The organism is Xanthobacter aminoxidans (genome assembly GCF_043193615.1).
GTDB lineage: Bacteria > Pseudomonadota > Alphaproteobacteria > Rhizobiales > Xanthobacteraceae > Xanthobacter > Xanthobacter aminoxidans.
On the sequence record NZ_JBAFUS010000011.1, the window covers coordinates 1 to 22,712 of the forward strand.

34 protein-coding genes are annotated in these 22,712 nt (G+C 66.2%); 11 read left to right on the forward strand and 23 right to left on the reverse strand.

Annotated elements, in window-relative coordinates; genetic code table 11:
- Window positions 1–550 precede the first annotated feature (550 nt).
- From V5F74_RS25685 to V5F74_RS25715, 7 genes are all read left to right on the forward strand, one after another.
- Complete coding sequence (locus V5F74_RS25685; RefSeq protein ID WP_029555902.1) at window positions 551–1,399, forward strand: electron transfer flavoprotein subunit beta/FixA family protein; 849 nt, start codon at window positions 551–553, stop codon at window positions 1,397–1,399.
- A 60-nt stretch (window positions 1,400–1,459) separates the two neighbouring features.
- Window positions 1,460–2,569 carry an electron transfer flavoprotein subunit alpha/FixB family protein gene (locus V5F74_RS25690; protein ID WP_029555903.1) on the forward strand — a complete coding sequence of 370 codons (1,110 nt, stop codon included), beginning with the start codon at window positions 1,460–1,462 and terminating at the stop codon, window positions 2,567–2,569.
- Between the two features lie 22 nt (window positions 2,570–2,591).
- On the forward strand, window positions 2,592–3,899 hold the full coding sequence (locus tag V5F74_RS25695; protein ID WP_394010496.1) for an FAD-dependent monooxygenase: 1,308 nt from the start codon (window positions 2,592–2,594) through the stop codon (window positions 3,897–3,899).
- Between the two features lie 81 nt (window positions 3,900–3,980).
- Window positions 3,981–4,277 (forward strand): ferredoxin family protein, encoded by a 297-nt coding sequence (locus tag V5F74_RS25700; protein WP_024281025.1) that lies wholly within the window; start codon window positions 3,981–3,983, stop codon window positions 4,275–4,277.
- 117 nt (window positions 4,278–4,394) lie between these two features.
- Window positions 4,395–5,198 carry a 4Fe4S-binding leucine-rich repeat protein gene (locus V5F74_RS25705; protein ID WP_394010497.1) on the forward strand — a complete coding sequence of 268 codons (804 nt, stop codon included), beginning with the start codon at window positions 4,395–4,397 and terminating at the stop codon, window positions 5,196–5,198.
- Window positions 5,199–5,460: 262 nt separating this feature from the next.
- Window positions 5,461–6,225, forward strand: coding sequence for a dienelactone hydrolase family protein (locus tag V5F74_RS25710; RefSeq protein WP_029555905.1), 765 nt, complete (start codon window positions 5,461–5,463; stop codon window positions 6,223–6,225).
- Window positions 6,226–6,378: 153 nt separating this feature from the next.
- Window positions 6,379–6,714: a hypothetical protein gene (locus V5F74_RS25715; RefSeq protein WP_029555906.1), complete on the forward strand. Its 336-nt coding sequence runs from the start codon at window positions 6,379–6,381 to the stop codon at window positions 6,712–6,714.
- Window positions 6,715–6,759: 45 nt separating this feature from the next.
- Here V5F74_RS25715 and V5F74_RS25720 read toward each other — a convergent pair whose 3' ends face one another.
- The gene (locus tag V5F74_RS25720) at window positions 6,760–7,245 is read right to left on the reverse strand and encodes a hypothetical protein (RefSeq protein WP_038192717.1); all 486 of its coding nucleotides are present in this window, start codon (window positions 7,243–7,245) and stop codon (window positions 6,760–6,762) included.
- A gap of 317 nt (window positions 7,246–7,562) precedes the next feature.
- Here V5F74_RS25720 and V5F74_RS25725 point away from each other — a divergent pair, with 317 nt between their 5' ends.
- Together V5F74_RS25725 and V5F74_RS25730 are read left to right on the forward strand one after the other, a co-directional pair.
- Window positions 7,563–7,808: a hypothetical protein gene (locus V5F74_RS25725; RefSeq protein ID WP_024281030.1), complete on the forward strand. Its 246-nt coding sequence runs from the start codon at window positions 7,563–7,565 to the stop codon at window positions 7,806–7,808.
- A gap of 79 nt (window positions 7,809–7,887) precedes the next feature.
- Window positions 7,888–8,127 carry a hypothetical protein gene (locus V5F74_RS25730; RefSeq protein ID WP_029555908.1) on the forward strand — a complete coding sequence of 80 codons (240 nt, stop codon included), beginning with the start codon at window positions 7,888–7,890 and terminating at the stop codon, window positions 8,125–8,127.
- A 38-nt stretch (window positions 8,128–8,165) separates the two neighbouring features.
- On the opposite strand, the gene V5F74_RS25735 is transcribed toward V5F74_RS25730, so the two are convergent.
- The 7 genes from V5F74_RS25735 to V5F74_RS25765 all read right to left on the reverse strand — a co-directional run bounded on the left by V5F74_RS25735 (window position 8,166) and on the right by V5F74_RS25765 (window position 11,715).
- Window positions 8,166–8,600, reverse strand: a complete 435-nt coding sequence (locus V5F74_RS25735) for a group II truncated hemoglobin (RefSeq protein WP_029555909.1) — start codon at window positions 8,598–8,600, stop codon at window positions 8,166–8,168.
- Window positions 8,601–8,623: 23 nt separating this feature from the next.
- Window positions 8,624–8,791, reverse strand: a complete 168-nt coding sequence (locus V5F74_RS25740) for a hypothetical protein (protein ID WP_168457281.1) — start codon at window positions 8,789–8,791, stop codon at window positions 8,624–8,626.
- Window positions 8,792–8,818: 27 nt separating this feature from the next.
- Complete coding sequence (locus V5F74_RS25745) at window positions 8,819–9,151, reverse strand: DUF6156 family protein (RefSeq protein WP_245279281.1); 333 nt, start codon at window positions 9,149–9,151, stop codon at window positions 8,819–8,821.
- 45 nt (window positions 9,152–9,196) lie between these two features.
- The gene (locus V5F74_RS25750) at window positions 9,197–9,676 is read right to left on the reverse strand and encodes a Rieske (2Fe-2S) protein (protein ID WP_029555911.1); all 480 of its coding nucleotides are present in this window, start codon (window positions 9,674–9,676) and stop codon (window positions 9,197–9,199) included.
- Window positions 9,677–9,861: 185 nt separating this feature from the next.
- A complete protein-coding gene (locus tag V5F74_RS25755; protein ID WP_024281035.1) occupies window positions 9,862–10,257 on the reverse strand; it encodes an iron-sulfur cluster assembly protein in 396 nt (131 codons plus the stop codon).
- 73 nt (window positions 10,258–10,330) lie between these two features.
- A complete protein-coding gene (locus V5F74_RS25760; protein ID WP_029555912.1) occupies window positions 10,331–10,813 on the reverse strand; it encodes a tetratricopeptide repeat protein in 483 nt (160 codons plus the stop codon).
- A gap of 38 nt (window positions 10,814–10,851) precedes the next feature.
- Window positions 10,852–11,715 (reverse strand): xanthine dehydrogenase, encoded by an 864-nt coding sequence (locus tag V5F74_RS25765; protein WP_038192719.1) that lies wholly within the window; start codon window positions 11,713–11,715, stop codon window positions 10,852–10,854.
- Between the two features lie 239 nt (window positions 11,716–11,954).
- Here V5F74_RS25765 and V5F74_RS25770 point away from each other — a divergent pair, with 239 nt between their 5' ends.
- Window positions 11,955–12,188 carry a BolA family protein gene (locus V5F74_RS25770; protein ID WP_024281038.1) on the forward strand — a complete coding sequence of 78 codons (234 nt, stop codon included), beginning with the start codon at window positions 11,955–11,957 and terminating at the stop codon, window positions 12,186–12,188.
- Window positions 12,189–12,280: 92 nt separating this feature from the next.
- Window positions 12,281–12,610, forward strand: a complete 330-nt coding sequence (gene grxD, locus V5F74_RS25775) for a Grx4 family monothiol glutaredoxin (protein WP_024281039.1) — start codon at window positions 12,281–12,283, stop codon at window positions 12,608–12,610.
- A gap of 160 nt (window positions 12,611–12,770) precedes the next feature.
- On the opposite strand, the gene V5F74_RS25780 is transcribed toward grxD, so the two are convergent.
- The 15 genes from V5F74_RS25780 to nifS all read right to left on the reverse strand — a co-directional run bounded on the left by V5F74_RS25780 (window position 12,771) and on the right by nifS (window position 22,540).
- Window positions 12,771–12,995 (reverse strand): hypothetical protein, encoded by a 225-nt coding sequence (locus V5F74_RS25780; RefSeq protein ID WP_024281040.1) that lies wholly within the window; start codon window positions 12,993–12,995, stop codon window positions 12,771–12,773.
- Between the two features lie 215 nt (window positions 12,996–13,210).
- The gene (locus tag V5F74_RS25785; RefSeq protein WP_024281041.1) at window positions 13,211–13,525 is read right to left on the reverse strand and encodes a ferredoxin; all 315 of its coding nucleotides are present in this window, start codon (window positions 13,523–13,525) and stop codon (window positions 13,211–13,213) included.
- 52 nt (window positions 13,526–13,577) lie between these two features.
- A complete protein-coding gene (locus V5F74_RS25790) occupies window positions 13,578–14,783 on the reverse strand; it encodes a DegT/DnrJ/EryC1/StrS family aminotransferase (protein ID WP_029555914.1) in 1,206 nt (401 codons plus the stop codon).
- Complete coding sequence (locus tag V5F74_RS25795; RefSeq protein WP_024281043.1) at window positions 14,783–15,046, reverse strand: hypothetical protein; 264 nt, start codon at window positions 15,044–15,046, stop codon at window positions 14,783–14,785. Before V5F74_RS25795 ends, V5F74_RS25790 begins: the two co-directional genes overlap by 1 nt.
- A gap of 88 nt (window positions 15,047–15,134) precedes the next feature.
- Window positions 15,135–15,464, reverse strand: coding sequence for a DUF3024 domain-containing protein (locus V5F74_RS25800; protein WP_024281044.1), 330 nt, complete (start codon window positions 15,462–15,464; stop codon window positions 15,135–15,137).
- 158 nt (window positions 15,465–15,622) lie between these two features.
- Window positions 15,623–15,862: a nitrogen fixation protein NifZ gene (locus V5F74_RS25805; protein WP_024281045.1), complete on the reverse strand. Its 240-nt coding sequence runs from the start codon at window positions 15,860–15,862 to the stop codon at window positions 15,623–15,625.
- Between the two features lie 8 nt (window positions 15,863–15,870).
- Window positions 15,871–16,188 (reverse strand): nitrogen fixation protein NifZ, encoded by a 318-nt coding sequence (locus tag V5F74_RS25810; RefSeq protein WP_029555916.1) that lies wholly within the window; start codon window positions 16,186–16,188, stop codon window positions 15,871–15,873.
- Window positions 16,185–16,967: a 4Fe4S-binding leucine-rich repeat protein gene (locus tag V5F74_RS25815; RefSeq protein ID WP_394010498.1), complete on the reverse strand. Its 783-nt coding sequence runs from the start codon at window positions 16,965–16,967 to the stop codon at window positions 16,185–16,187. The genes V5F74_RS25810 and V5F74_RS25815 overlap by 4 nt, the downstream gene beginning before the upstream one ends.
- Window positions 16,957–17,499, reverse strand: a complete 543-nt coding sequence (locus V5F74_RS25820; protein ID WP_394010499.1) for a hypothetical protein — start codon at window positions 17,497–17,499, stop codon at window positions 16,957–16,959. The genes V5F74_RS25815 and V5F74_RS25820 overlap by 11 nt, the downstream gene beginning before the upstream one ends.
- 101 nt (window positions 17,500–17,600) lie before the next feature.
- The gene (locus tag V5F74_RS25825; RefSeq protein ID WP_024281049.1) at window positions 17,601–17,915 is read right to left on the reverse strand and encodes a HesB/IscA family protein; all 315 of its coding nucleotides are present in this window, start codon (window positions 17,913–17,915) and stop codon (window positions 17,601–17,603) included.
- An 11-nt stretch (window positions 17,916–17,926) separates the two neighbouring features.
- Window positions 17,927–18,151, reverse strand: coding sequence for a 4Fe-4S binding protein (locus tag V5F74_RS25830; RefSeq protein ID WP_011995790.1), 225 nt, complete (start codon window positions 18,149–18,151; stop codon window positions 17,927–17,929).
- A 24-nt stretch (window positions 18,152–18,175) separates the two neighbouring features.
- The gene (gene nifB, locus V5F74_RS25835; protein WP_029555919.1) at window positions 18,176–19,750 is read right to left on the reverse strand and encodes a nitrogenase cofactor biosynthesis protein NifB; all 1,575 of its coding nucleotides are present in this window, start codon (window positions 19,748–19,750) and stop codon (window positions 18,176–18,178) included.
- 349 nt (window positions 19,751–20,099) lie between these two features.
- On the reverse strand, window positions 20,100–20,966 hold the full coding sequence (locus V5F74_RS25840; protein WP_394010500.1) for an SIR2 family NAD-dependent protein deacylase: 867 nt from the start codon (window positions 20,964–20,966) through the stop codon (window positions 20,100–20,102).
- A 6-nt stretch (window positions 20,967–20,972) separates the two neighbouring features.
- Window positions 20,973–21,188, reverse strand: coding sequence for a putative nitrogen fixation protein NifT (gene nifT, locus V5F74_RS25845; RefSeq protein WP_024281053.1), 216 nt, complete (start codon window positions 21,186–21,188; stop codon window positions 20,973–20,975).
- 152 nt (window positions 21,189–21,340) lie between these two features.
- Entirely contained in the window at window positions 21,341–22,540 is a 1,200-nt protein-coding gene (gene nifS, locus V5F74_RS25850; protein WP_394010506.1) for a cysteine desulfurase NifS, read from the reverse strand.
- Between the last annotated feature and the right edge of the window lie 172 nt (window positions 22,541–22,712).

Below are 22,712 nucleotides of genomic sequence, written 5' to 3' on the forward strand. Positions count from 1 at the left end.
CGAGGATCGACGGGCCGGCCCCCGCCGGCCCGTCCACCCGACGTCCGTCCCCGCGGCATGCCGCGCATATTTGAACGGGACAGGGCGTGACCTTTGCGAATACGCCTTTTCACACACCGTACGCTGAAGACTATTTTAGGTTCCGGTCCCTCGCCGCAAGGCGGGGGACCTTTTGCGAGAGCCTCCGCGCGGCGACGCCGAATACTTCAAAGTCTCCCCTCACGCAGTGCGGCCTCCTCGCCCCAAGGGGCTTCGGCCCATCGTTCACTCCCCGACACATCGCCGATCAGCCCCGACGTCGCGTTCGCGACGCGCCGCCGATGCGCGCAAATACGACATTCCGCTCATCACCCCACAGCGACGCCCATCTGTCACCTTCCCGACACGGACGCGTGTTGTTCCATGTATTCGCGTGTCGTCGAGACCCGACAATCGGCTGATCGGCATGACAAATCACTGAAAATGCGAGCGATTCACAAGTGACGCCGGCTTGGCACGCCGCTTGCCAGTCAGGGCTCAGGAGCCGTTGGGTTTGGCTCGGAGCGAATTCATGCACATCGTCGTCTGCATCAAACAGGTTCCGGATTCGGCGCAGATCCGCGTCCATCCCGTCACCAACACGATCATGCGGCAGGGCGTGCCGACGATCATCAACCCTTATGATCTGTTCGCGCTGGAAGAAGCGCTTCGCCTGCGCGACAAGTTCGGCGGCGAAGTCACGGTGCTCACCATGGGCCCCCCCTCCGCGGAAGATTCCCTGCGCAAGGCCCTGACCTTCGGTGCCGACCGCGCCGTGCTGCTGACCGACCGCTTCTTCGCCGGCTCGGACACGCTGGCCACCAGCTTCGCGCTGGCCACCGCCATCACCAAGGTCGGCCAGACCTGGGGCGTGCCGGATCTCGTCTTCACCGGCAAGCAGACCATCGACGGCGACACCGCCCAGGTCGGCCCCGGCATCGCCAAGCGTCTTGGCCTGATGCAGATCACCTATGTGGCGAAGATCGCCGAGTTCGATCCCGCCGAGCGCACCATCACCCTGGAGCGGCGCGCCGAGGGCGGCACGCAGGTGCTGAAGTCCAAGCTGCCCTGCCTGGTCGCCATGCTGGAAGCCACCAACGAGATGCGCCGCGGCACCATGGTGGACGCTCTGCGCGCCGCCCGCGCCGAGGTGGTGAAGTGGAACGCCAAGGACGCCGGCGTCACCGATCTCAACATGTGCGGCCTCAAGGGCTCGCCCACCATCGTGAAGCGCGTGTTCGCACCGAGCGCGCGCTCCGAGAAGGCCAAGTTCATCGAGGCCGGCGAGGGCGGCAACCTCTCCGAGGCGCTGATCGCCGAAATCTTCTCCCGCCAGCCCAGTCTGGAAGCCGACCTGACCGCGCTGGCGCGCGGCTTCTGACGGCCTCCGCCGCAGAGCCCGCGCGCCCTTCGTTGCACCAAGATCAGTGAGCCGACCATCATGAGCGAGCCCAAGACACCCCCAGCCCCCGCCGCCGGTGGACGCGCGTCCACCAAGAAAGAGCTGCCGGAACACTTCAAGGCGTACAAGCACGTCTGGGTGTTCATCGAGCAGGAGCGTGGCCAGGTCCATCCCGTGTCCTGGGAACTCATGGGCGCGGGTCGCAAGCTCGCCGACAAGCTGGGCGTGGAACTGGCCGCAGTCGTGGTCGGCGCCGAGGGCGAGACCGTGCGCGGCGCAGTGGCCGAATCCTTCTGCTACGGCGCCGACCTCGCCTATGTGGTGGCCGACCCGGTGCTCACGGACTATCGCAACGAGGCCTACACGGCCGCGATGACCGACCTTGTGAACACCTACAAGCCGGAGATCCTGCTGCTGGGCGCCACCACGCTCGGCCGCGACCTCGCCGGCGCCGTGGCGACCACGCTGCTCACCGGCCTCACCGCCGATTCCACCGAGCTGGACGTGGACGCGGACGGCTCGCTGGCCGCCACCCGCCCGACCTTCGGCGGCTCGCTCCTCTGCACCATCTACACGCTGAACTACCGCCCGCAGATGGCGACGGTGCGCCCGCGTGTGATGCCCATGCCGATCCGGGTGGAGAAGCCCATCGGCCGGGTCATCGAGCACAAGCTCGGCGTGGTGGAAGCCGACATCGTCACCAAGATCCTCAACTTCATCCCCGACCGCGATTCCAACAAGGCCAACCTTGCCTATGCGGACGTGGTGGTGGCCGGCGGCATGGGCCTCGGCTCGCCGGAAAACTTCCAGCTGGTGCGCAACCTCGCCGTGGCCATGGGCGCTGAGTACGGCTGCTCGCGCCCGTTGGTGCAGAAGGGCTGGGTCACCTCCGACCGCCAGATCGGCCAGACCGGCAAGACCATCCGGCCGCGCCTCTACATCGCCGCCGGCATCTCGGGCGCCATCCAGCACCGGGTGGGCGTCGAGGGCGCGGACCTGATCGTCGCCATCAACACCGACAAGAACGCGCCGATCTTCGACTTCGCCCATGTGGGCATCGTCACCGACGCCATCCGCCTTCTCCCGGCCCTGACGGAAGCCTTCGCCAAGCGCCTCTCGGCCCACTCCAGCGACAAGCTCGCCAGCTGACAGCCAGCGAAAGGAACATCCGATGATCGACGAAAGGTTCGATGCGATTGTCGTCGGCGCCGGCATGGCCGGCAATGCCGCCGCCTACACCATGGCCTCCCGCGGGCTGAAGGTGCTGCAGCTGGAGCGTGGCGAATATTCCGGCTCCAAGAACGTGCAGGGCGCCATCCTCTACGCCGAGATGATGGAAAAGATCATCCCGGACTTCCGGGAGGACGCGCCGCTGGAGCGTCACCTGATCGAGCAGCGCTTCTGGATGATGGGCGAGAACTCCCACACCGGCCTGCACTACCGGTCCGACGACTTCAACGAGGAGAAGCCGAACCGCTACACCATCATCCGCGCGCAGTTCGACAAGTGGTTCTCCTCCAAGGTCCGCGAGGCCGGCGCCCTGGTGGTGTGCGAGACCACGGTGACCGAGCTGGTGCAGGACGCCTACGGCAAGGTGATCGGCGTCAAGACCGATCGCGGCGGCGGCCAGATCCATGCGGACGTGGTGGTGCTGGCGGAAGGCGTCACGGGCCTCCTCGGCGCGCGGGCCGGCCTGCGCAAGATCCCCAAGCCCACCGAGGTGGCGCTGGCGGTGAAGGAGATGCACTTCCTGCCGCAGGAAGTCATCGAGCAGCGCTTCAACGTGAAGGGCAATGAGGGCGCCGTGATCGAGGCCGCCGGGACCATCTCGGAAGGCATGACCGGCATGGGCTTCCTCTACACCAACCGCGAATGCGTGTCGGTGGGCCTCGGCTGCCTGGTGTCGGACTTCCAGAAGAGCGGAGAGTCGCCCTACACGCTGCTGGAGAAGTTCAAGCGCCACCCCTCCATCGCCCCGCTGCTGGAAGGCTCCGAGGTGAAGGAATATGCCGCCCACCTCATCCCCGAGGGCGGCTTCAAGTCCATCCCGCAGCTCTATGGCGAGGGCTGGGTGGTGGTGGGCGACGCCGCCCAGCTCAACAACGCCATCCATCGCGAGGGTTCGAACCTCGCCATGACCTCCGGCCGCATCGCCGGCGAGGCCATCTTCCAGGTCAAGTCGCGCAAGGAGCCGATGACCACGGCGAACCTCTCGCTCTACAAGAAGATGCTCGACGACAGCTTCGTGATAAAAGACCTCAAGAAGTACAAGGACATGCCGCAGCTTCTGCACATCCAGTCGCAGAACTTCTTCCTCACCTATCCCCAGCTGGTCAACAAGGCCATGCAGAACTTCGTGCGTGTCGACGGCACCCCGAAGAAGGAGAAGGAGAAGATGACGGTGAAGTCCTTCACCTCCGCGCGGTCGTGGGCGGGCCTTTTCGGCGACGCCTTCAAACTCGCCCGCGCCTGGCGCTGAGGGATTTTCAGCTCAGCGCATCCTGTTTTCCCACCTTGCGCGACGGGCCTCGCCCGTCGCCCGATTACCGGGAGATTTTTCATGGCCACCGAAACCGCCGTCCGTGTCGAGGACAAGCTTTTCCAGAACCGCTATCTGGTGGATGCCGGGCGCGCCCACATCAAGGTGCGGCCCCACACCACCCCCTCTGCCGCGCTGCGCTCCCTGCTCACCACCTGCCCGGCCCGCTGCTACGAGCTGAACGACAAGGGCCAGGTGGAGATCACCGCCGACGGCTGTGTCGAATGCGGCACCTGCCGCATCATCGGCGAGCCCTCCGGCGACATCGAGTGGAACTATCCGCGCGGTGGCTACGGCGTGCTGTTCAAGTTCGGCTGAGGCCTTCGGCCCCCAGCGGTAGCGAAATAGCGATCGGGAGCCGGCGCACGGCTTCCGGTACGCCATCTGGCGTCAAGTCGCCTTCGCCCCTAGATTAGGGAGCGGGAGGACGATTTCATGTCCGCATTTTCGTCAGGATCAACGGCCGGAGAGCCGGGGTTCGCCGAAGGTTTCGTATCCGACTTCGCCGTCGAGGCGCTGGATTGGCAGGGGCGCCCCCTGCGCTGCCAGGATTGTCCCCATGAGGACATCAAGGCCGAAGGGCGCTGCGATCTCGGCAAGGCGTGCGTCCTCGACCGTCGGCGCAAGCGCATCGACCGTTTTTTCGCGAACAATGCGGCGCTCGCCGCGCGCTATCTCGACCATCCCTATTTCGAGGTGCGGGCGCTGGCCGCCCGACACGCCAGCGTCTTCCTCATCACGCCGCTGAAGGACGACGCCGAGCCGGACGTGCGGATGGTCTGCGCCGAGCGCCTGCCCATCGCCCGCATTCGCGACATGCGTTTCGATCCCGAGCCGCGGGTGCGCATCGCCGTCGCCCAGCGTCTGGAAGGCAGCGATCTCGTCGCCCTCATGTCGGATGTGGACTACACCGTGCGCATGGCAGCCGCCCGGCGCGCGCCGGCGGATGCGCTGGTCTATCTGATGCACGACCCGGAAGTAGACGTGCGGCGCATCGTGGCCGCGCGCCTGGCGCAGGTGCCCCTCGCCCGCATGGCCGACGACGCCGATCCGCTGGTGCGCGTGGTGGTGGCCGAGCATCTCGATCCCGAACGGCTCGTCGCCCTGCGTGGCGATCCCGACATGCGGGTGCGCTTTGTCGTTGCCGAGCGGATCTCCCCGGCGTTCCTCGCCCCGCTCACCCACGACGACGTGCCGCCCATCGCCGAGGTGGCGCGGGAGCGCCTCGCCGCCGGCTGAGCCGGGCTTTTCCCGTCCGACGATCCAATGGCCGGCCTCCCAGGGCCGGCCATTTTCATTTGCGCGCCTCATGACGCGAATGATTGGCGCTCGCGAAGTAGTTTTTGCTGCGACGCGATATTTACTTGATGCAGGCGCACAAAACACGCTGCACCGCACGTATTTCTCGCCCTCTGGCGTCCAATTTGCATGTCGAAGCTGTTTCAGACTGGCAGAGCGAGCGGCCCTGCCCCTTTTCAGCCGCTCGGAAACCGAGGATGCCATGGTCGAAGTCACAGCAAGCAACGTGAAATTCTCCGCCTATCGGGCTGATCCGGAAGGCGCGCCCAAGGGCGCGGTGGTGGTCCTGCAGGACGTCTACGGCGTCAATTCGGACATCCGCCAGATCGCCGACGGCTTCGCCGCCGCCGGCTATGTCGCCATTGCGCCGTCCCTGTTCGACAAGGTGAAATCCGACATCGAACTCGACGCCGCCGCCACCGACGAGGGCAAGGCCCTCACCGAGGAGGTCGGCACCGACTGGTCGCTGGAGGCGATCCAGGCCACCGTCGATACGGTCAAGGACGCCGGCAAGGTGGCCCTCGTCGGCTACGCCTGGGGCGGCTTTCTCGCCTACACCGCCGCCAACAAGGTGAAGGGCCTCGCCTGCGCCATCGGCTATCACGCCGAGGAGGGCATCCTCGACGGCATGTCCGAGAAGCGCCGCATCCCCACCCTCATGCACTTCGCCGAGGCTGATCCGGCCATCGCGGAAGCGGACATGATCCAGTTCCGCGCCCGCCGGCCGGATGTGTCGGCCTTCTCCTACCCCGGTGCCAATCGCGGCTTCAGCTACAAGGCGAACCCGGCCTATGACGCCGCCGCCGCCGACCAGGCCATGGAGCGCACCCTGTTCTGGATCTCCCAGTATGTGGTCGGCCAGGGCCCGGTGCAGTTGAAGAATGCCGGCGCCTATGCCCTCGCGAAGACCGAGAAGAAGGGCAAGAAGAAGTCCGAGGCCAACGACATGGGCCCGCCCATGGACTGACCTGCGGGGGCCAAGCATTGGCCTTCCGTCGCCGCGTGCCGGCGGGCGTTCCTCTTGACGCGCCGCCGGCCCGGACGTTTCATCCCGGTAGCGGGCGATGGGTCCGGTTCATCACCCCGGATCAGGGGGCGCACATCCGCCGGAGCGTCGGACATGAGCGTGATCGAGCATGATTTCGGGGCAGGCAAGCGGCGGACGGAAAAGCGCTTTCGCGACCTCCTGAACCTCGATGCACTGCACGAGCAGAATGTCCGCGCCAATCCCCTGCCCTATCTCGAGCGCGCGAGCGAGCGCATCTATCAGCTCGAGAAGACCATCTTCGAAGCGGCGCTGGCCGCCCGCCCGGCCTTCGGCGCCGAGGCCGACGACAAGGGGCCGACCGTGACCCTCAGCAAGGCGGAATATGACCGCCTTCTCGCCTGCCGCGCCATCATCGATTCCGCCCTCGCCGAGATCCAGGCGCGGCCGGAAGAAGACAAGCCCCGTTGAGGCCCGGAAATCCGTGAGCGCGCGGACGCGCCCACGGTGTGCACGTCAGTTATGGACGGAGGGCGGCGGGGTCCACTGATAGAGATCGCCCCAGCCGTTCAAGGCCTTCACCTCGTGGGTGAAGCCGAGGTCGCCGAGTGCGGCGGCAAAGCCCAGTTGCTCGCCGCTCTTCACGCTGGCGAGCAGCGGCACCTTCCTGCCCTGCAATTCGCCGAGCAGCGCGGGGAGCACCGCGTCACCCTTGGCGGCGGGCGCGACGGCGGCATAGGTCACATGGATCGCCTCGCTGTTGCGGAAGCCCCATTCGAACGTATCGCGCCGAGCGAGCAGCGCGCCCACGATGCCCTTCTCATTGTCCACCACCACCGGCGACAGGCCGGAGGTGCAGCAGGCCACGAGCTCGGACAGGAGCGTCTCCTGATCGGCTTCGTCATCCGCGTTGAAGGGGACGGCGGCGGCCGCCTGACGCAGCAGCCCCCACAGGCCCTGGACGTCGCTGAGGGACGCCATACGGCGAGTCAATTCAGCCATGAAATGTATCTCCGGAGCAGACAGAAAAACAACGTCGTCATCTTAGATCAAAGGCTAGTAAATTCAATAATTACCGCTCATGATCCCAGAATAAGCCAACGCCTTCACCTGACCGCACGACAGTGTCATGAAGCATACGCCCACATCCCGGGGATGTGCGATGCGCGACACCCAGCCCCGCTGCCGGCAGGCCGCCGCCGCTTGGCAAGAACCTTGCTGCGCGCACCGCGCGGGGACAGTCGATCGCCCCGCCAAACCCGTTTGGAGCCCCGGCCTCCGGAAAGTCCTTTCCCGGAGCGCGTCCTTTGGAGTGAGGCATGTCGACGAGCGAAGGTTTCTTCATTGACTGGGACGGCAACGCCCGCAGCGTCGATGATCCCGGCGGCGGATATCTGTGCGAGACCGACCGCGTGGCGAAATATGTAGCGGTGACGACCAAGACCGGCACGCTGGTGCACGAGGGCACCTTCTACAAGACCATGGAAGACATCGCGAAGGCCGGCATCAAGGCCGGCTTCGTGCCGGGCTCCCACCCCTGGGGCTCCAAGCAGGACGGCTTCTAAAGCCCGCCGGCGCCGGGCCTGCGCGGTCATTTTCGCGCCGGCCCTCCCCCACACAGCAGACAACCCCGGAGAATTGGCGATGCTCCCGACGACCATTCTCATCGACGAGGCCCCCCGCTGCGTCGTCCGCCCCAACGACACCAAGGCCCTCAACCGCTTCCTGCGCAACGCGAAGGATTTCCTCCTCGCCGAGAAGCCGGAGGGCAAGATCACCCACCGCAGCGCGGCCGAAGACGAGATGGCGAAGTGGAAGGATGCCCTCGCGCTGCACCAAGCCTGGGGCGGGTCCGACGAGGATTTCTTCGGCGTGCCGCTTTAGCGCCGCCCCCTCGCCGCCCCGTCGCAGCCCTTGCCGTTTCAGGGCCGCGCGGCGTGGCCCACGGTGTCGTGCGGATTGCCGGCGGTGTTGCGCATCCAGTCGGCGAGCTTCGCCATGGCATCGTAGATGGCGGCCCGCGCGGCGCCATCCGCCACCGTCTCCTCCAGCGCGCCATGCATGCACAGCAGCCAGGCGTCGCGCTCCGCATTGCCGATGGAGAACCCCATGTGCCGCTGGCGCAGCCGCGGATGGCCCTTCTCCGGCGAATAGAGCTTGGGGCCGCCGGTCCACTCGCTGAGATAGCGCTTCAGCACCTGCTTGGTGTTGCCGAGATCGTCGGCGTGCATGGCGCGGATGCCCTCCGCCTCGGGCAGCGTGTCCATGCGCGCATAGAAGGCCTCCACCAGCCGATCGATGACGACCGCGCCGCCCAGGCGCTCATACATGGTTGTGGTCTCGGCGACGTCCGACATGATCTATTCCTTCGGGCTCGGCCCTATTCGTCCATGTTGGGCAGGAGGATGACCTCGGCCGGCGCGCCGGCGCCTTGCGCCGCGACAAAATCGAGGGCGGAGACCAGCGAAAGGCCGCCGTCCGCCTCCATCAGCACCACGGCGTCCGGCGGCATCCTGCCGAGCGCCTCGACCAGCTGAGCCACCGTCATCCGTCCTGCCCTCCTGTCGGCGCCGGGCTATTCCGGCCGCATGGGTGATCCCGCCTCGTCAAAGGCGACGATCACCGTGTCCTCATCCACCATGCGCACCTCGGCGCGCTTCAGCGTCCCGTTGCCATGGTAGCTGTAGCGATGGGCCAGCTCGACCTCGCCATAGACCATCTTGTCGAAGCCGGTCAGCTGGCCGGCCTCGTCGAACCAGGCCCGGATGAAGGTGTTGCGGTGGGTGAGCTGCGCCTCGGGGATGGGCTCCACCAGCCGGAACGGCATCTTCACGCCGGTATAGGTGATAAAGAAGCGGCATTCCCCCGGCATGTCCGGCGGCACCGCGCTGGCGGCCTCTGCACTCATTCGTCCGTCTCCCGACACCTGCGCCTTCACCATCACGACTGCCGATCAGTCGGGAGAAATCATGATTTCCATGGTCTCGTCGAAATCGTCATAGGGAAAGCCGACCACCTCCGCCTCCACCAGCGGCACGCCGCACAGGCACACATCCGCGCCCACGATGGCCACCGCCACCGGCTCCAGATGCGCACCCTCGCACGCGCCCTCAGTGCAGGCGCCGCTCTCGATGTCGAACAGCGCCCCATGGCGGCCGCAGCGCAGATGCGTGCGCTCGGCATTGAAGAACTGGCCGCCACCGATGTTGAGCCACGCGCCCTTGTGCGGACAGGCATTCACATAGCCCACCACCTCGCGCGCGCCGGTGCGCACCACCACGATGCGGAACGGCCGCGCGTCCCCCTCCGGAGTCAGTCGGGACAGATCGAACGCCTTCGCCTCGCCGGGCGGCAACTGGTGCGTCCCGCAGATGGCGAAGACCGCGATCTCGGCTTCGGTGTCCTGTTGCTCGGCAGATTGTTCGGCAGACATCACTTCCCCGCCGGCCCCTCCCGGAGGCGCCGGCCCCTGTCGCAAATGAAACAGTCCCTGCCCGGCTGGAGCGGCAGATCCGCGGCCGGCGTGAAACCATCCGGGATTAGCAGGAAGCGTGCCGAACGCCGGCAGCAACGAAAATGGCCGGCGCGGGGCCGGCCACTCCGCTTCTGTCAGGTGTCTCAGAGCAACCCCAGCTCGAGCTGGACCTCGTCGCTCATGCGCGACTTGTCCCATGGCGGATCGAACACCAGCTTCATCTTCACGTCGCTGACGCCGGGCACCACCACCACCGCTTCCTGCACCCAGCCGAGCATCTGCCCGGCGACCGGGCAGCCCGGCGCGGTCAACGTCATGTCGATCTCGACCCCGCCATCCTCCTTGACCTCGATCCGATAGATCAGGCCAAGATCATAGATGTTCACCGGGATTTCCGGGTCGTTGACGGTTCTCAGCGCCGCGACGATGCCTTCGAGAAGAACGGCATCATCCTCGGCGAATTCTTCGAAATTGCGCACCTCGCCGTGGACGATCATGGTCGTCGGTGCGGCAAGGCCGTGCTCCACAGGCTGAGTCATGTGACCAATGCCTCCTGCCCCCTCATCGTACCCGATAACGTAGCAAGCACGATGCCAACGATGGCCCCGGCCTTCAATCCAGACCCTCGGCGAGGGCCGCGACAACTGGCCACCCTACCGCGCCGGTGGGGTCGAGCACCTTGAGCGCCTCGAGCTTCTCCACCGCAAGCTCCGGCTGGTTCTGGCGCAGGTGAATGAAGGCCAGCGCCTTGAGCGTGTAGAGGGCGAACCGGCCCGGCCCGTCGGGCAGCAGGTCGTAAGGCACCCAGTTGTGCCAGTCCGTGTCCCAGCCCGCCTGGGTCGCCGCCTCGATAAGCCCGCCCCGCGCCGCGGCTTCCGCCTCGTCCAGATTGCCCTGGTAGGTGTGGATCTTGTAAAGGCAGAAATAGACCGGCAGCTCGGACGGGGCCGTGGCGAGCGCCTGACGGAACAGTTCGTCCGCGCGCTTCCTGTCCTTGCGATAGGCAATGACGCCCTGCTGCAGCAGGGCGTTCACGGGGCCGGAGACCTCGCCGAAATTGATGACATCGGTGTTGGGGAAAAGATCGACGCTCACGTTTCTACCCTTCGGTGGGGCCGGCGAAGGGCGCCGCTCTACTTGACCAGATGAGGATTGGGCGCGGCTTCGGTGAGCCGGGCGCCGCGGAAGGTCAGCGCCCGGCTCACCGCCTTGGCGATGACGAGGGCGCGGGCATCGAGCCCGGTCCAGTCGGCGCCGCGGCCACGCGGATCGATTTCCAGAAGCTTCACCCCGGCAGGAACCTCCGTGCCGTCCCGCACCACACCGCGCACCACGCCGTCGAACGGGGCGCGGATGGGCTCGTTGCCGAGGAAGCCGATATGGAAATCCTTGTAGACGCGGGTGCCGATCTCGATGGCCGTGTGCCAGCGGCCGGGCACGCTCGAATGCACGAAGCGCTCGCTCGTCACGCCGCCGAGATCGCGGGGAATGTGGTCCGGCTCGTCCGTGGGGCCGTGCTGGATCACCTGCCCCTCCTTGCCGGGGCGCGTCTCGATGGCGAGATCGCAATTGGTGCCGCCGCCGAACCCCGGCCCGAGGCCGATGGTGAGGCGCGCGAGGCGGCGCAGGTCCGGCGTCACCTGATACTTGTTCATGCGGGCATCGACGAGCAGCTCGATGGGCCCGAGGACGATGAGATCGAGCAGCCCGAGGGTGGTGACCAGCACGTCGCCGCGCAGCAGGCCCTTGCGGACATCCACGCCGGTATCGGCCCGCACCGCGCGCACGCCGTCCACGCGCACGTCGTCCTCATACAGAGCGTCGTGAAAGGCCATCTTGCGCCGGATCACCGGCGGCACCGGATCATGCGACAGCACAACGCCATAGCCGCCGCGATGCAGCTCGACGGCCACGGCCGACGCGATCTCGTTGGTGCCGAGTATGGTTGCAAAGCCATTGCGCGCCGCACCGCGTCCCTGCTGTAGCAAATCGCTCATAACGGTTCTCGTTTCCCCGGGGCGACAAGGCGTAAGCAAGAGGCGGGCCGTTTGGAACGGCCCCAGGCTCGCCCCCATGCCCCCCCCGAACCGCGCTCTCCCGCAGCCAGGTCTGCCCTCCCCGCCCAGTCGCGCTGTCAGATTTGCGACAGCCCTGCCGCCGCTGCGGCCGCATTTGCACCAATGGCAAGTGGTGCCGCGCTTGCATGGGGGCGTCGCACATCGAAGGAGACAGCGCGATGGCCATGGCCGCAGACGAAATCGAGCGCCTCGTGAAGGAGGCTCTTCCAGACAGCCAGGTGATGATCATTGATCTCGCCGGCGACGGCGACCACTACGCCGCCCGCATCACCTCGGAAGCCTTCAAGGGCAAGAGCCGGGTCCAGCAGCACCAGATGGTCTATGCGGCGCTTGGCGAGCACATGGGCGGCACCTTGCACGCCCTCAAGCTGGAGACGCTGATCCCCAAGTGAGATCGTCCGCGGCGCCAAACGCGTCGCGGCGGATTCCGGCCCATTTCAAATTCCCGTTTTCATCCGCTTCGTTTCAATCAGGAGACTGCCCCATGGCCACCACTGCCGAACGTATCGAAGACATCATTGCCTCCAGCGATGTGGTCCTGTTCATGAAGGGTATTCCCGCCGCCCCCCAATGCGGCTTCTCTGCCGCCGTGGTGCAGGTGCTCGCCGGCGTCGGCGTGCCCTATCGCGCCGTGGACGTGCTGCAGGACCCGATGGTGCGCGAGGGCATCAAGGCCTTTTCCAACTGGCCGACCATTCCGCAGCTCTACATCAAGGGTGAGTTCGTCGGCGGCTGCGACATCGTCCGCGAGATGTTCCAGGCCGGCGAGCTAACCCAGCTCCTCGCCGACAAGGGCGTCGCCGTCACCGCCTGACAGCGTTGATCCGCAAAAAAGGGCCCGGACGCGAGCGCATCCGGGCCCTTTTGCTGCACTATGGAACGACCTCGAAAACATGCCGGGCCGGATGAAACAGTCGGCCCTCAAGTATTCGCAAAACCGAAAGACCCTGCACCGGCCATTCGTCCAGGTCGGCTCACGCCGCCTTGGTGGCCGCCTCGACCTTGAAGGCGTCCACATCGGCGCGGGTCAGGCGGAACACGCCGCGACCGCCGGCCAGAGCCTGGTAGGTGAGCGGAACACGGTAGGACAGGAAATCGAACCATTCCTGCGGGTTGAGGCCCTGGGGCCGCTCGCTAATCTCGGCGATGGTCCCGTTGGCTGCAAAGCGGGCGTGAATGATGACTGCTTCGTCGCTCATCTCATCTCTCCTCTCAACGTTCTTCACTGGCGCGGACCCGAAGGGCAGGACTTGGCCGCCCGAAGCCCGCACGACGACTTGATTACCCGGCACGCTTTTTGTTGAGCCCCCGGCGGCGCGCCACCGGAAGCTTTTGTCTTCAGCCATGGCCGGAAGGCTCCGCCCTTCCCGCCGCCGACAGTCCCGGCGCCCCGCGGGAGCGCCGCCCGGCGCGATCAGAAGCCCGAGAACTCGCCGAGCAGCTCGATGGTCACGTTCTCGGTGCCGAGCACGGTGACGTGCTTGGCGAGGCGGGACTTGGAGCCGACACCGACGATCGCGTCGAGGCTTTCATTCTCCTCACGGGTGGTCTTGGAGAGGCCCTTGCGGCCTTCCTGGACGAACACGTGGGACGCGCTGCCGTCCTTGTCGCTCTTCTGGCGCTCCGCGAGCCCCGGCTCGACGGTGATGAGCGCCTCGAGGAGGTTCGTGCCCTCCCCGACTTCAATGGTCTTGCCCATGGGGAGGACCTTCAGCGTAACCGTGGACATCAACAACTCCTGTCGTTTCGTCTTAGTGTTTGGGGTGCGATCTTGTTGCGCTTCAGTAGATGGCGGCGCCCGCCCCTACATTGACCGAGGCATCCTTCATCGTTGCCACGATGAACTCGATCTCCTCCTCGCTCAGGTGGGTGTGGAACGGCAGCGCCACCGCGCGGTCGGCCACCTTCTCCGTCACGAGGAAGTCGCCCCGGCGATAGCCGAGGTCGAAATAGTGCCGCTGCACATGCAGCGGCGTGCTGTAGCCGGCGGATTCAACCTTCTCCACCTTGAGATCCTCGACGATGGAATCGCGGCTCGACTTGGAGAAACGGGTGCCGAGATGGACCACGTAGAGGAACCAGTTCACCTCGGTCACGTCCGGCCCGATGAAGGGGTCCTTGATGCCCTCGAAGGACTGGACGTACTTCTGGTAGAGGTGCTCCACCGTACGCCGCTGCTCGAGGATCTCCTCAAGCCGGCGCAGCTGGGTCAGGCCCAGCGCGGCGGTGATGTCGCTCATGGCGCCCTGGTAGGGCGCGCTCATGCTGACGACGACGGAGGACCGCTCCTCCAGCTTGTGGGAGCGGAAGCGCCGCAGCGCCACGGCGACGTCGATGTCGTCCGTCACCACCATGCCGCCCTCGCCGCACACGATGGGGAAGGGCTGTGAGAAATCGAACACGGCCGTGTCGCCGAACGTCCCCACCAGCGCGCCCTTGTAGCGCGAGCCGATGGCCTCGGTGGAATCCTCGATGAGCGCCAGCTTGTGCTTGCGGGCCAGCTCCTGGAAGTCCGTCCACGGCGCGGGATGGCCATTGGTGTTGCCGGCGACGATGGCCTTGGTCTTGTCGGTGATCTTCGCCTCGGCCTTGGCCGGCACCAGGGTTCCCGCCCAATAGTCGATGTCGGCGAACACCGGACGCGCGCCGGACAGGCTGATGGCGTGCACCGTCTCGCGGAAGGAATAGGGCGAGGCGATCACCTCGTCCCCCGGGCCGATGCCATAGGCCTTCAGAGTGTAGAGCAGGCCCAGCGTACCGCTCGGCACCGCGACGGCATATTTGCGGCCGAGATAGGCCGCGAACTCCGCCTCGAACTGCTCCGCCAGAGGACCGCTGGACAGGCGCGGCGCCTGCATGGCCTCGGTCACCGCCTGCAGCTCGATGACGGTGATGTCCGGATCCGACAGGAGGATGCTGGTGGCCTCTCCCCCCTCGCCCTCGCTCTCGCCGAGGTCGAAATCGTCCAGGAAATCGGCGTCGCTCATCACGCGCTCCGCCGTGCGAGGATCACGCCTGTGGCGGCGCCGGGATCGGAGGTGATGTGGGCGCAGTGGTCCGCGGTGTCGAGCAGATGCACGTCGTATCTGGGATAGGTGCGGAACGGCGCCTCGGTGACGTCGGAGGCGTCGCACTGGGTCCAGGAGAGGGCCGGAAAGCGCTTGCGCAGTTCGGCGAAGACCGGGCCCGCCGGCTCCTCGGCGGTGAGCACCTTCTCGATCTCGGTGAGGTCGCTGTCGCTCAGGGCCATAACCTTACTCTCCCGTGCCGGAATGAGACACGACCGGCGGCTTTGTCGCGGTCCGTCCCATGCCATGCAGGATCATTGCCAGTTTGGATCACTGCCAAAATCGACGCTCGGTGTCGTCGTTCAGAAGCTCCAGCAATTCCTTCAGCCGCTCGTGAATACTGTCGAGCTCCCAGAGGCGCTTGCCGTGGTTCTTGCGGAACAGCTGCCAGGAGGCCTGCTCCGGATCGAAGATCATCAGGGCGATGTCCACCACCCCGCCGTCGGGATCGATGTTGCGCGAGCAGCACGCGCTCTCGATCCGGTAGCCGCCCTCCGTGGCGACGACGCGGGGCGTGACATAGCGATAGCGCTTGCGCGCCCTTATGGCGCGCTCGATGCGCTTCCTGTCGAGATCGTTCGGATGAGCGGGCAGCCTCATCGTCCTATCTCTCGCGGCTGTGTGGCGCGCGCGGCCGGCGCCGCGCATCTAGAGCATTTTCGAGCGAAGTGGAGTCCGGTTCGCGTAAAGAAAATGCGGACTGTCAAAAGCTTGGAGCATTTTCGGCGGACCGGTGTTCGCCGAAAATGCTCCAGGGATCAGAGCGGCTGGATCTCTTCCTCGAGGCAGCCCACGACCAGGCGCTCGTTGAATTCGATGAGGTAGATGGGCGTGTTCGTGTCCGTGTGCTGGCCCACCTGCACGATCTCGCCGACGGTGCCGACACCCACCAGCAGCCCCTCGTCCGGCATGTCGGGATAGGACCCGTCATTGTAGAGATCGATGAGGGTCTTGACCTTCATGCCCCAGTCGTACTTGGGCAGGCGCGGTTCGAGCATCATGGCAATCAAACTCCGGGGGCGGGGGGCAGCGGGATGTCCTGTTCTTCGCGCGGAACGGCGCTTTCCAGTTCCTTGCGCTTCATGCCGACGCGGTTGCCGCTCTCGGTGAACTCGACGCCGTAGATGTAGAACTGCTGGAGGAAGGTGCCGATGGAGACGACGTAACCGATCTCGCCCTTCTTCGCGAGAATCTCGCCGATCTCCTTGCCGGCATAGGTTCCATCGTTGCGGATCACCCGCTTCGCCTTCACCTTCTCGCCGAAATTGAAGTAAGGCGGCTCGGAAATCTCCACCACGTCGCTGTCGCGGACGATGTTGCTCATAGCGGCATCTCCCTCAAGAGCTGCCCGCCCGCCTCGATGCGGGAGCGGGCGACCTCGCGCACGAACTCGTCGTCATCTTCCAGGAACCGGGCGAGCTGGGACGGCGCCACCCGGCCGGCGACCTCGTGGCGCACCCGCCAGTCCGCGTCGGAAGCGAGGGCCGGAAGAAGGTCCGGGGCGAGGCGCTGCGCCACCTCCAGGCGGACGGCCGCGCTGCGGTCGCCGGCCATGCACATCAGCCATTCGGCCGGCAGCCGCTGGGCCACCACCTTGCGCACTTCCGGCTCGGGATCATCCACGAGGCGCGACAGCAGGGGCGGCGCGATGCGGCGGGCCACCACCAGGCGCACATAGTAATCGTCGTCCGCCAGCATGGGCGCGAGTTCCGCATCCTCCAGCAGCGAGACGATGCGGATGCGCACCTCGCGATGGGGATCGTTGCGCAGCGGCAGGATGAGCCGCTTGGGCAGCCGGCGCGCCGCATTCCAGCGCACCGTCTCCTCGGGATCATTGAGGAGCGGCTTCAGGAAAAACACGTCGGCGTGCTTGGCCGCGATGGCCCGGACTTCGAAATGTTCGTGGCGGACATAGGAATTGGCAAGCGCCGGATTCCAGTTGAAGAAGCGGTCGATGCGCCGGGCGTAGCGGTCGTTCACGCAGGCGCGCCTCAGCTGGCACTTGCCGGCCGGCAGAAGGTCCGCCGCGTGGACACAGCTCCGGCAATCGATGTCTTCGCCGAGCCAGGTCTTGGCATCCTTGATGTCGTCGTCAGTCTTCATCGTCCTGCCCCGCTCTGTTCAGCACGTCGAGCAAGAGCTTCGCGCCGATCTTGTCGGACGGATCGAGCTCGAGCAGCTTCATCACCGCGGCGCGCCCCTCGTCGAGATTGCCGAGGCGCATGTTGAGGTAGGCGTAGCCCTTCAGCGTGAACAGGAAGAAGCGCGGCATCAGGCGGTCGTATCGGGAAAATTCCGCATCCTCTGCCCGCACGTCCCGCCAGTCGGCCGGGAGATTGGTCTCCCGCTGCGCCTTGGCGAGGCACTCCCGCGCCACCCCCAGGCACTCCCGCAGGCGACCCTTGTAGAAGTAGAAGCGATAGAGGCCGATGAGCACTGCCGCATGGCCCGGGGCGATGGCCTCGGCCTTGCGCAGATGCGCTTCCGCCACATCGTCCTGCTGGTAGGAGAGGCCGGCTTCCCACAGATGGAACTGTGCGTCCTCCGGCAATCCTCCGCCCATCACCGCGCTCGCAAGGAGCGCTTCGGGGGTCAGGACGTCGGGCTCGCCAAAGGCCTGTGCGGAACCCTCCATCCCCTGTCCCCGTCCTGTCCTTGAGCCGGAGCCGGTCGAACCCCGGCCCGGTGAAGTCCGGGGCGGCGCCAGGCCGCCCCGGAAGAGGGTTCTCCCCGCCGTCAGTGGGCGTGGGAGGAGCAGGTGGTCGCCTTGGGATCGTTGAAGACGAGCCCGGTCTTGGCGGCCGTGTCGGTGAAGTCGATGGTCACGCCATCGAGCAGCAGGCGGCTTTCCGCCGGCAGGAACAGCTTCACCCCGTCCTTCTCCACCACCACATCGCCGGGCTGCGGTTCGGGTAGCACGGAGATGTCGGCGTTGAGACCGGAGCATCCGCCGGGCGTCACATGCATACGGAAGCCGGCGGTGGGGCCGCCGTCCGCCATGATCATCATGCGCATGAAGCGGGCGGCGGAGCGGGTCATGGTGAAGTTCATCGCGCAGCTCCTCAGGCGGTGGGCTGATAGCGGGGATACGCGTTGTCGATCACGCACGTATCGTCCACCGGACAGACCGCCGCGCACTGCGGCACGTCGAAGTGGCCGATGCACTCGGTGCACTTCTTCGGATCGATCACGAACGTCCCGTTCTTCTCCGAAATGGCCACGTTGGGGCATTCCGGCTCACAGGCCGAGCAGCTCGTGCACTGCGACGCGACGATTTTGAGGGTCATGGCGATGCTCCTTGTCTTCGCCGGTCAGGCCGCGTTGATGAGCGCGCCCTGCCGGATCTCGGCGTCGCCACGCGCGGTGTGGACGATTTCGCCGGTCTTCACCTTGTTCAGGTATTCCTTGAACCAGGTGATCGCCGACTTCTCGATGAACTCGTGGGCGAAGGTGTCGACGGGCTCGATGCCGGCCTTGATGAGGTCCGCCTTCGGGCAGCCGCCGATCTTCGCCACGAACACCGCATGGCAGTCGTTGATGGCGCGGATGATGGTCTCGAGGCTGTCCTCCTCGCCGTAGCCGCCCTGGCAATACAGGTCGACGCGGCGATGGCCGACGAACTTGGCGCCCGCCGTGGAGAGTTCCCACACCTGGAACTCCTTGGCGTGGCCGAAGTGCTCGTTGATGAGGCCCGAGCCCTTGGTGGCAACCGCGGTGAGCAGCTTGATGTCGCTCTGCTCGCCGGCGAGAGCCTCCAGCTCCTCCTGCTTCGCCGCCACCTTGGCGACGCGCTCTTCCTCAACGAGAGCCTGATAGGCTTTGCGGCTGTCGAGGTCGTAATTGACCTCCATGGCCATGATCTTGTCGGTGGTGAACTCGGCGGAGCGGTCCTCACCGAGGAGGCCCACGGCGTCGGCGCGGCACTGGCGGCAGTGACGCATCATGTTCATCTCGCCCTCGCACTCGTCCTGGAGCGCCTTGAGCTCCTGGGCGGTCGGGCCGCGCTGGCCGTTGAGGCCGAACACGGTGCCATGCTCGGGGGAGGAGATGAGCGGCATGATGTTGTGCAGAAACGCGCCACGCGACTTCACCGCGCGGTTCACCTCGACAAGATGCTTGTCGTTGATGCCGGGGATCATCACCGAGTTCACCTTGCACAGGATGCCGCGCTCGGTGAGCATCTCGAGGCCGAGCATCTGCCGGTCGGTGAGGAGCTTGGCCGCCTCATAGCCGGTGTAGCGCTTGTGCTTCCAGAACACCCAGGGATAGATCTTCGCGCCGACCTCGGGGTCCACCATGTTGATGGTGATGGTCACGTGGTCCACGTTGAAGCCGGCGATGGTGTCCACGTGGTCCGGCAGGGCAAGGCCGTTGGTGGACAGGCAGAGCTTGATGTCCGGGGCGGTCCGGTTGATCAGCTCGAAGGTCTTGAAGGTCTTCTCGGGGTTGGCGAGCGGGTCGCCGGGGCCGGCGATGCCGAGCACCGTCATCTGCGGAATGGTGGAGGCCACCGCCAGCACCTTCTTCGCGGCCTGCTCGGGCGTCAGCTTCTCGGAGACCACGCCGGGGCGGCTCTCGTTGGCGCAGTCATACTTGCGATTGCAGTAATTGCACTGGATGTTGCACGCCGGGGCAACGGCAACATGCATACGCGCATAGTGGTGGTGGGCTTCTTCACTGTAGCAGGGATGGTTCTTCACCTTCTCCCAGATCTCGGTGGGCAGGTCGCCCTGGCCGGCCGACGAGCCGCAGCTCGCCTTGCCCGAACCACCCGAGGTGCCGCAGCCCTGGTGCTCGGCCTTGGCCTGCATGACCTCGGCCAGCTTCTCGTCCATTCCGACGGCGTTCATGCCAACCGCGTTTTCTTGCTGTGTCGACGCGTGCATCTATCTGCTCCTCGCTTGCAGCAGGATCCCGATAAATCCTTGGCTGAGAGAGGAGCAACAGCCGTGCCAGCCCGACAGGGGACAGATACCTGATAAATATCAATCACCTGGAGGCGAGGCATCTGGCTGTCGGCTTGTGAACATCGAGCCGCGACACGACTGACATGTTGGAAAAGTTACATGCTCGGCGTCGATTTGCGGCCTGTCCCGGCGCGCATTTGATCGAGGTCAATGCGAGCCCGAAAACCCCGCCCGCTTCCGAGCGAAACGACGATCCCAAAAGCAAGGGGAGCATGCCCGGTGCCGGACATGCTCCCCCCTCACTCTTCACACCGGGCCGCAGCCCGCATCAGGCCGACATGATGACGTCGAGCGCCTTCGGCAGCGACATGGCGATGGGCGTGATGGCGTGGGTGAGCAGGAAGCGCAGCTCGTTCTTGGTGAGCGTCGCCTCGTCCACGATGGCGAAGTGCGGCGCGCGCGAACGCTTGGAGATCTGCCGGGCGTAGGTGCGCAGCATCTGGTCGTGGAAGCGACAGCCGAGGAACAGGAAGCTGCGCTCGGTGCGGCGGTTCTTCACCACGTCCGGGATGGGGGTCTGGATGTCGATCTCGGTGAGGACTTCCACATAGTCCGCGTCGGAGATCAGCCAGTTCTTCGCCGGCGCGGCGCTGCCGTGGGGCTTGTAGAGAACGGTCTTCCAGCCTTCGGCGGTGGCGCGGTCGCTCTCGGTGCCGGCGGGATCATAGAAGCGATACCAGCGGTCCTCGCCGATGCCGGCGCGGGTGATGCCCTGCGCCTCGCCCCAGTCGGCACGGCCGGCGAGGGCCGCGCGCATGGCGCCGTCGTACCAGGTGTCCACGATCAGCGCGAGGGGCAGGCCCGCGAGGAAGGTATGGAACGGCAGCGGCGGCACCTCAGGCCCAAACGCCTCCGCCATCAAGGCGGAGACGGTGTTGCGGTGCTTCATGCTCTCGATGTGCTGGGCCGCGGCCCAGCAATTGCCCTTGGCGCGCTTGGGCAGGGCCACCTTGGTGCCGAAGAAGACCGACAGGTCTTCCGGCGTCACCGGGATGGCGGGGGCTCCGAGGGCGAGAAGGCCGGGCCCGAGGTAGGGCACGACCTTGTCGGCGCGCAACTCCGCCGCCACGTCCTTCAGGACGGCTTCGGCGTCGGCGAGCTTCAGCGTCTCGATATTGGCGACGGAAATGTTCATCTCAGCTCACTCCTCCTCGCCACGCTTCTTGGCGTTGACGGTGATGGGCAGGGTGGTTCCCTCGGCCATCTCGGGCAGGTCGAGCACCCAGCCGTTGGCGATCTTGATCCAACCACCCCACAGGGACTCATGCTCGAACTCGACGATCGGCTCCTCCAGGTCCTTCTTGGGGACGTAGATGGACAGGCCGATTTCCGGGGAACGGCGAATCATGACTTTCATTTATTGGCTCCTTGATCGGGCTTTACTCGCCGCTGTGACCCGGCAGGACCGAAGCCCGAACGGGGACGCTGGTGATGCGCGCCGGGCGCGGGGCACCGCACGGAGCACGAAAGGGTGTGGCGCCGCGCGCCGGACGTTCGGCATGGCCGACATCAGACATGATCGGCGACGGCAGATGCATCGCCCGTGGCCGCCGCCCAGGCCGGCGACATGGCGCGCAGGCGGGCGACGATGTCGGGCAGAACCTCCAGCACGCGGTCTACGTCCTCGCTCGTGTTCTCGCGCGACAGGGACAGGCGCAGCGCGCCATGCAGCGCGCTCGCGGGCAGGTTCATGGCGCGCAGCACATGGGAGGGCTCGGTGGAGCCGGAGGTGCAGGCCGAGCCGGTGGAGGCGGCGACGCCGGCCTTGTTGAGATTGTGCAGCACCGCCTCGCCATCGAGATATTCGAAGGCCACGTTGGCGGTGTTGGGCAGGCGGTTGTCGCCGTCGCCGTTGAGGAGAGTGTGGCTGACCTGCTGCAGGATGCCCTGCTCCAGCCGGTCGCGCAGCGCCTTCACGCGGGTGCGCTCCTCCTCCATATGGGCGAGGGCCAGCTCGGCCGCCGCGCCGAGGCCGATGATGCCGGGCACGTTCTCCGTTCCGCCGCGCCGTCCGCGCTCCTGATGGCCGCCACGCACCAGTGGGCGGAACTTCACGCCCTTGCGCACATAGAGCGCGCCGATGCCCTTGGGGCCGTGCAGCTTGTGGCCGGAGAGCGAGAGCATGTCGATCTCGGTGGACTTGAGATCGATGGCGACCTTGCCCACGGCCTGCACCGCATCGGTGTGGAACAGGGCCCCCGCCGCATGGGCCTGCCGCGCGAGATCCGCCACCGGAAACAGCGTGCCGGTCTCGTTGTTGGCCCACATCACGGAGACCAGCGCCGTCTTCGGCGACAGCGCGGCGGCGAAGGCGTCGAGATCGAGCCGGCCCTGCCGGTCCACTCCGATGAGATGGACCTTGATGCCGCGCGTCTTCTCCAGATGGGCAACGAGGGTGAGCACGGCGGGATGCTCCACCGTGGTGGTGACGATCTCGTCCCGCCCCTCCTGGGTCTCCAGCGCGGAGAGGATGGCGGCGTTGTCGGATTCCGTGCCGCCCGAAGTGTAAATGATCTCGTGGTCGAACTGGGCACCGAGGAGGGCCTGCAACTGCTTGCGGGCCTTTTTCAGCGCCTCGCCCACATGCTCGCCGAAGGCGTGGGTGGATGAGGCGTTGCCGAAATGCTCCGAGAAGAACGGCAGCATCGCCGCGACGACGGCAGGGTCGGTGCGCGTCGTCGCGTTGTTGTCGAGATAGACCGGGCGCACGGCGCTCACCCCTCGGGTCGGCTGCGGCGTCTTGCTGTGTGGCAGGCCGTCAGCGGATGGGAGACGGCGCCGCCGGCGCCGGAACGGCCGGGGCAGCCGCGGCGGGAGTCGCAACGGGCTTGGGAGCGGCGGGCTTGGGGGCGGCGGAAAGCGCCGGGCCGGGCCCCTTCAG

Excerpts from the sequence above, each read along its gene's own strand:
- V5F74_RS25735 (WP_029555909.1), bottom strand. The coding sequence starts at position 8,600 with ATGTCGGACGTCGCCGAGACCACAACCATGTATGAGCGCCTGGGCGGC.
- V5F74_RS25780 (WP_024281040.1), bottom strand. The coding sequence starts at position 12,995 with ATGAGCGACGAAGCAGTCATCATTCACGCCCGCTTTGCAGCCAACGGG.
- V5F74_RS25785 (WP_024281041.1), bottom strand. The coding sequence starts at position 13,525 with ATGTCCACGGTTACGCTGAAGGTCCTCCCCATGGGCAAGACCATTGAA.
- V5F74_RS25715 (WP_029555906.1), top strand. The coding sequence starts at position 6,379 with ATGAGCGTGATCGAGCATGATTTCGGGGCAGGCAAGCGGCGGACGGAA.
- V5F74_RS25740 (WP_168457281.1), bottom strand. The coding sequence starts at position 8,791 with ATGACGGTGGCTCAGCTGGTCGAGGCGCTCGGCAGGATGCCGCCGGAC.
- V5F74_RS25695 (WP_394010496.1), top strand. The coding sequence starts at position 2,592 with ATGATCGACGAAAGGTTCGATGCGATTGTCGTCGGCGCCGGCATGGCC.
- V5F74_RS25685 (WP_029555902.1), top strand. The coding sequence starts at position 551 with ATGCACATCGTCGTCTGCATCAAACAGGTTCCGGATTCGGCGCAGATC.
- V5F74_RS25765 (WP_038192719.1), bottom strand. The coding sequence starts at position 11,715 with ATGAGCGATTTGCTACAGCAGGGACGCGGTGCGGCGCGCAATGGCTTT.
- V5F74_RS25720 (WP_038192717.1), bottom strand. The coding sequence starts at position 7,245 with ATGGCTGAATTGACTCGCCGTATGGCGTCCCTCAGCGACGTCCAGGGC.
- V5F74_RS25820 (WP_394010499.1), bottom strand. The coding sequence starts at position 17,499 with ATGGAGGGTTCCGCACAGGCCTTTGGCGAGCCCGACGTCCTGACCCCC.
- V5F74_RS25810 (WP_029555916.1), bottom strand. The coding sequence starts at position 16,188 with ATGAGCAACATCGTCCGCGACAGCGACGTGGTGGAGATTTCCGAGCCG.
- grxD (WP_024281039.1), top strand. The coding sequence starts at position 12,281 with ATGGCCACCACTGCCGAACGTATCGAAGACATCATTGCCTCCAGCGAT.
- V5F74_RS25830 (WP_011995790.1), bottom strand. The coding sequence starts at position 18,151 with ATGACCCTCAAAATCGTCGCGTCGCAGTGCACGAGCTGCTCGGCCTGT.
- V5F74_RS25790 (WP_029555914.1), bottom strand. The coding sequence starts at position 14,783 with ATGAGCGACGCCGATTTCCTGGACGATTTCGACCTCGGCGAGAGCGAG.
- V5F74_RS25770 (WP_024281038.1), top strand. The coding sequence starts at position 11,955 with ATGGCCATGGCCGCAGACGAAATCGAGCGCCTCGTGAAGGAGGCTCTT.
- V5F74_RS25815 (WP_394010498.1), bottom strand. The coding sequence starts at position 16,967 with ATGAAGACTGACGACGACATCAAGGATGCCAAGACCTGGCTCGGCGAA.
- V5F74_RS25700 (WP_024281025.1), top strand. The coding sequence starts at position 3,981 with ATGGCCACCGAAACCGCCGTCCGTGTCGAGGACAAGCTTTTCCAGAAC.
- V5F74_RS25805 (WP_024281045.1), bottom strand. The coding sequence starts at position 15,862 with ATGCTCGAACCGCGCCTGCCCAAGTACGACTGGGGCATGAAGGTCAAG.
- V5F74_RS25755 (WP_024281035.1), bottom strand. The coding sequence starts at position 10,257 with ATGACTCAGCCTGTGGAGCACGGCCTTGCCGCACCGACGACCATGATC.
- nifB (WP_029555919.1), bottom strand. The coding sequence starts at position 19,750 with ATGCACGCGTCGACACAGCAAGAAAACGCGGTTGGCATGAACGCCGTC.
- V5F74_RS25745 (WP_245279281.1), bottom strand. The coding sequence starts at position 9,151 with ATGAGTGCAGAGGCCGCCAGCGCGGTGCCGCCGGACATGCCGGGGGAA.
- V5F74_RS25825 (WP_024281049.1), bottom strand. The coding sequence starts at position 17,915 with ATGAACTTCACCATGACCCGCTCCGCCGCCCGCTTCATGCGCATGATG.
- V5F74_RS25795 (WP_024281043.1), bottom strand. The coding sequence starts at position 15,046 with ATGGCCCTGAGCGACAGCGACCTCACCGAGATCGAGAAGGTGCTCACC.
- V5F74_RS25710 (WP_029555905.1), top strand. The coding sequence starts at position 5,461 with ATGGTCGAAGTCACAGCAAGCAACGTGAAATTCTCCGCCTATCGGGCT.
- V5F74_RS25705 (WP_394010497.1), top strand. The coding sequence starts at position 4,395 with ATGTCCGCATTTTCGTCAGGATCAACGGCCGGAGAGCCGGGGTTCGCC.
- V5F74_RS25730 (WP_029555908.1), top strand. The coding sequence starts at position 7,888 with ATGCTCCCGACGACCATTCTCATCGACGAGGCCCCCCGCTGCGTCGTC.
- V5F74_RS25840 (WP_394010500.1), bottom strand. The coding sequence starts at position 20,966 with ATGAACATTTCCGTCGCCAATATCGAGACGCTGAAGCTCGCCGACGCC.
- nifT (WP_024281053.1), bottom strand. The coding sequence starts at position 21,188 with ATGAAAGTCATGATTCGCCGTTCCCCGGAAATCGGCCTGTCCATCTAC.
- V5F74_RS25725 (WP_024281030.1), top strand. The coding sequence starts at position 7,563 with ATGTCGACGAGCGAAGGTTTCTTCATTGACTGGGACGGCAACGCCCGC.
- V5F74_RS25690 (WP_029555903.1), top strand. The coding sequence starts at position 1,460 with ATGAGCGAGCCCAAGACACCCCCAGCCCCCGCCGCCGGTGGACGCGCG.
- V5F74_RS25750 (WP_029555911.1), bottom strand. The coding sequence starts at position 9,676 with ATGTCTGCCGAACAATCTGCCGAGCAACAGGACACCGAAGCCGAGATC.
- V5F74_RS25800 (WP_024281044.1), bottom strand. The coding sequence starts at position 15,464 with ATGAGGCTGCCCGCTCATCCGAACGATCTCGACAGGAAGCGCATCGAG.